Annotated in this window: 5 protein-coding genes; 2 read left to right on the top strand and 3 right to left on the bottom strand. The window is 58.2% G+C overall.

Annotated elements, in window-relative coordinates:
- Both ACTH3D_RS12655 and ACTH3D_RS12650 read left to right on the top strand, forming a co-directional pair.
- Positions 1-293, top strand: a 293-nt coding sequence (locus tag ACTH3D_RS12655; RefSeq protein WP_441667488.1) for an ATP-binding protein, incomplete at its 5' end; no start/stop codon positions are given.
- The gene (locus tag ACTH3D_RS12650; RefSeq protein WP_441667487.1) at positions 281-1,396 is read left to right on the top strand and encodes an ABC transporter substrate-binding protein; all 1,116 of its coding nucleotides are present in this window, start codon (positions 281-283) and stop codon (positions 1,394-1,396) included. The genes ACTH3D_RS12655 and ACTH3D_RS12650, both read left to right, overlap by 13 nt.
- A 178-nt stretch (positions 1,397-1,574) precedes the next feature.
- Here the strand turns inward: ACTH3D_RS12650 and ACTH3D_RS12645 are convergent, their stop codons facing one another.
- The 3 genes from ACTH3D_RS12645 to ACTH3D_RS12635 form a co-directional block, all read right to left on the bottom strand.
- Positions 1,575-1,976 carry a septal ring lytic transglycosylase RlpA family protein gene (locus ACTH3D_RS12645; RefSeq protein ID WP_441667486.1) on the bottom strand — a complete coding sequence of 134 codons (402 nt, stop codon included), beginning with the start codon at positions 1,974-1,976 and terminating at the stop codon, positions 1,575-1,577.
- A gap of 62 nt (positions 1,977-2,038) precedes the next feature.
- A complete protein-coding gene (gene cobA, locus ACTH3D_RS12640; RefSeq protein WP_441667484.1) occupies positions 2,039-2,896 on the bottom strand; it encodes a uroporphyrinogen-III C-methyltransferase in 858 nt (285 codons plus the stop codon).
- 122 nt (positions 2,897-3,018) lie between these two features.
- Entirely contained in the window at positions 3,019-4,479 is a 1,461-nt protein-coding gene (locus ACTH3D_RS12635; RefSeq protein WP_441667483.1) for a sodium-dependent transporter, read from the bottom strand.
- Between the last annotated feature and the right edge of the window lie 277 nt (positions 4,480-4,756).

Here is a 4,756-nt window from a genome sequence, read left to right as displayed (position 1 = left end):
CCAAACATATCACCCTGCGCGTCTTCGCCGAACCACCCAGTGTTGTGGTCGATGACGACGGACCAGGCATCCCGATGGCATTGCGCACCCGGGTACTGCGCCCCTTCCACCGGATCAGTCACGACCCGGAAGGCAGCGGGCTTGGTCTGGCGATCGTCGACAGCATCGCCCGCACCCATCACGCCCGCCTGATACTCAGCGACTCGCCAGAGGGCGGCTTGCGCGCCGTGCTGAGCTTTGTGGCTCTCCAGCTCGGCTCAGACGCTTCTGGAGACTTCCCATGCGATACCTGACACTGCTGCTCGCCCTGCTTATCACACCGCTGACGGGGCTAGCTGGCAGCCTCAATATCAGCGGAGATCTGCTCACCATTGATGCCAGTGATACCCAACCTCAAAGCACTTTGGTCATCCATGGCGCCCTGGATATGGAGCACATCACTCCCATTCTGGTGGCGTTTCACCAGCGCCATCCGCATATCAACATCACCTATCGCAACCTGGGCACCCTGGCGCTGCATCAGCGCTTTCTGGATGCACCTGATGAAGTCGATGTGCTCATCTCCTCGGCCATGCCCTGGCAGTACCGGCTGGCTAACGATGGCCATGCACACCCATTGGACTCGCCCGTTTCCGAGGCCTGGCCAGCCCAAGCACGCTGGCGCCACGAGCTGTTTGCCTTTACCTTTGAGCCAGTTGTCCTGGTAGTTCACCGTGAGCTGATACAGCATTACGGCCGCCCCTCGGGCCATACCGAGCTGCTCAACCTGCTAGAAACCCACGGCACAGCACTACGCGGTCGGGTCGTTACCTACGACCCGGCAACAAGCGGTGCCGGCTACAGCTACGCCATCCAGGAGGCAGGGCTATCGCCTCGCTATTGGGACCTGGTCGCTGCCTTCGGCAAAGCGGATGCCCAGCTTGTCAGCACCACCAGTGCCATGCTCGAAGGGTTGCAGGATGGCCGCTTCTGGATCGGCTACAACCTGCTGGGCAGCTACGCTCAGCCTATCGTCGACGCCAGCCCTGAGCTTGAAATGATTATTCCTGAAGACTATGTGCTGGTGACCCAGCGCACCGCACTGATATCTCAGCATGCGCCCAACCCAAACACTGCCCACACCTTTATGGGCTTTTTACTCAGCCAAGCAGGCCAACAGGTCATTGCCGGACAGACCTCGCTTGGCGCCTTACACCCCGGGCTGACCGGCAAAGGCAGCGCCGCCGAACTGCGCCGCCTGCGCGGCGATGCGCTCCGGCCGCTGGCGCTAACGCCGGCACTTCTAGCAACGCTGGACGACCTCAAGCGCCGGGCCCTGCTGCAGCGCTGGCAGCGTGAGTTTTCCCCCCTCGCACCTCAAACGCCCCATGAGCCTGCCGCCAGACCCGCCCCCTGATTTCAGGGACAGTAAAAGAACAGCCTGAGCCCTGGGTAATGACTAACAGGTTGTGGGTAGTGAAAAATAGAAGAATAAAAAACGGCACCCTTAAAGAAGAGTGCCGTTTATCCTGGCGCTTTCGCCAGGTCGTTTGATTACAGTACGCAAGTTCAGTGCTTAATCCCAGCTCATCAAATCAACGCTGGACAATCAGATCAACTGGTACCGTACCACGATGCAGCATGCCAAGTTCACGAGCCGCCTGCTTGGACAGATCAATCACACGTCCGTCAACAAAGGGGCCACGATCGTTGATGACTACTTCTACCTGGTCGCCGCTGTCACGACGGGTCACCGTAACAACAGTGCCAAAGGGCAGTGTACGGTGAGCTGCAGTGAGTGCTTTCTGCTTGAACACTTCCCCACTGGCCGTGGTTCTACCTTCAAAGTAGTCAGCGTAGTAGGAAGCAATACCTCTCTGGTCGACATTGCTGGCGAGTGCATTACCCGCTGTTGCTGCCCCCATCAAGGCAATCGACAATAAAGCAACACGCAAGACACCACGGCGAGCCCTGTTCGCCTTGTTAGAAAACACCATTCTCAGACCTCATGACGGTTTGTACGCCTGGGCCGTGGTATCGGCTAAGGCGCCTTGAGCATTCATGACGGAGTGGGATGCTTTCCCTGCAACCAGCCAACACTTGCGGCACGGTCACAGCTAAACCAGTCCAATGCGCCATGTAACGTCACAACTTTTCCGACGATAATCAATGTCGGAGGCCGGATGATATCCTGTGCAATGGCCTCTGGCAATTTTTCCAAACTTCCGACATGTACCCGCTGATGCTGGGTGGTGCCCTGCTCGACCAATGCCAACGGCATGTCAGCCGCTGTACCATGGGCTATCAGCTGTTCGGCAATTGTCGAAACACTGCCTAATCCCATGTAAAACACCAGAGTCTGCCCCGGCCGAGACAGCGCCTGCCAATCGAGATCGCAACTCCCGTTGCATAAGTGGCCAGTCACAAATCGTACTGATTGGGCATGATCCCGATGGGTCAGTGGAATACCAGCATAGGCTGCACAACCAGAGGCCGCCGTGATTCCCGGCACCACTTCAACATCGATACCGGCAGCGACCAACGCTTCCAGCTCTTCTCCGCCACGACCAAAGATAAACGGATCGCCGCCTTTGAGTCGCACCACACGCTTTCCAGCCCTGGCCCAGTCGACCAGTGCCCGATTGATGCCGTGCTGAGGAACGCTATGCGATGAGCGCTGCTTGCCAACATAACAGCGAGTAGCCTGAGCTGGTGTCAGGCCAAGAATCTCGTCGCTAACCAGACGGTCATGCAGGATAACATCGGCCGACTGCAAACGCCGCCACGCCTTGATGGTCAGCAGTTCAGGGTCGCCAGGCCCGGCGCCAACGAGGCTAACCGAGCCGGGACGCAATTCGCTTGTCCAGGGCGGCAGAGAGACCAACGCACTTTCAAGGATCGCTGCAGCATCGCGCATATTCCAAAACCTCACCAACAAATAGATTGGATATGCAGCAAAGTAATTAAAAATACTCGGCGTGGCTACTGATATTGCGCACCAAGGTTATAACCATCTGGCACACGAGTCATACCAACGCCTCAGCCTCGTGACAGCAGTCGCAGCCGGGGACGAATCAGTTCGCCCAGCAAGGTGGCGGCCACCAGTCCCAGCAGCAGCCATGGCCAGTGGCTGCCAAACTGTAGGCTGACCATGCCCAGCGCATCAACAAACACCAAGCCAATTCCCAGCGGGCTGACATAGCGCACCATAAACAGCCACAGCATGTACCAGAAATGCGGCAGCCCAAGTTCTTCGCGGAAGGTCTGCTCCTTGAGCACAAACCCGGCCAATAGCACCATGCCCAAGCCACCCAGCGGCATCATCCAGCGTGAGGTCAGGTAGTCCAACCAGTCGAAAAAGTGCTTGCCTGCCAACGTCCAGTCTCCGCCCAGATTGAACGACAGCATGGCCAGCGTGCTGACCAACCACAACACAATCCCTGCCAGCCAGGAGGCCTTGGTGCGGGAAACGCCTTTGTTGTCAGTCAGCCAGGACACTGTGGCCTCAATCATCGACACCGACGAGGTCAGTGCAGCCATCGACAGCATCAGAAAAAACAGGACGCCGAACAGGGTGCCAAAAGGCATGGCCTGAAACGCCAGCGGCAAGCTCATAAAAATCAGCCCCGGGCCACTGCTCGGGTTCATGCCATTAGCAAAGATCACCGGAAAGATTGCCATGCCAGCCATCAGCGCCACCACCGTGTCGGCCAGCGCCACGCTGAGCGCAGTGCGCCCGATGGAGGCGCTTTTCGGCAGATAACTGCCATAGGTGAGAATAGCCCCCGAGGCCAGCGAAAGGGTGAAGAACGCCTGGCCCAGCGCGGCCAGCATGCCCTCACTGGACAGGCTGCCGGCATTGAACGAGAACAGAAAACGCATCGCCTCGCCAAAGCCGCCGGAAAACACGCCGTAGACGATCAGCAACGCCAGCATCAACACCATGCCCGGCATCATCCAGCTGACGCTTTTTTCAATGCCTGCCTGAACACCCTTGCCCACAATCATCATGGTGGCAACGGTCACCAGGGTGCTCCACAAGCCAAGGCTCCAGGGGCTGGCATTGTTAGCGGAGAAAATTGCTGCCATGTCGTCAACGCTGGAGCCCGCCAACCCGCCTGACAGCATTTTCCACAGATACGCAAACGACCAGCCAGCTACCACGACATAAAAGCTCAGCACCATGAAGCCGCACAGCATAGCCATCCAGCCCAGCAACGACCACCAGCGGCCGCCGCCTGACTCGCTGACCACACGACGAATGGCGTCGACCGGACTGCCCCGTCCGCGGCGACCAAAGGCAATTTCAGTCATCATCACCGGTACACCTACCGCCAAGATGCACAGCAGGTAAACCAGCACGAAGGCACCGCCACCATACTCACCGGTGATATAGGGAAACTTCCAGATGTTGCCCAGGCCCACGGCGGAGCCGGTTGCTGCAAGAACAAAACCCCAGCGGCCCAGCCACTGGGTGCGGGATTGCGCACCGTTCGTCATGTCTCACCAGTCGTCATGTCACGATTGCTTTTTGCCGACCTGCCCTGGGGCTGGAGCAGCCTTGAATTTGCGCGGAATATTACCACGAGCCGACCACGCAATACCTCCGCAGGGCCGCAAACGGTGAGGGGGAAACACAGCCGACATTATCCGCCGGCACTCAATGTCAGGCTGAGCACAAGAAGGTTCTAACAATAACTACTCTGACAGCAGGCGCTCCACGCTGCGGGTCTTGTCGTCCATGCTTTGCTCTTTATCGGTGCGCGTTCCAACCTTC

The organism is Halomonas sp. (genome assembly GCF_052095765.1).
Classification (GTDB): Bacteria; Pseudomonadota; Gammaproteobacteria; order Pseudomonadales; family Halomonadaceae; genus Halomonas.
The sequence above is the reverse complement of the archived record's forward strand: the minus strand, read 5'-3'. Positions and strand labels throughout refer to the sequence as shown.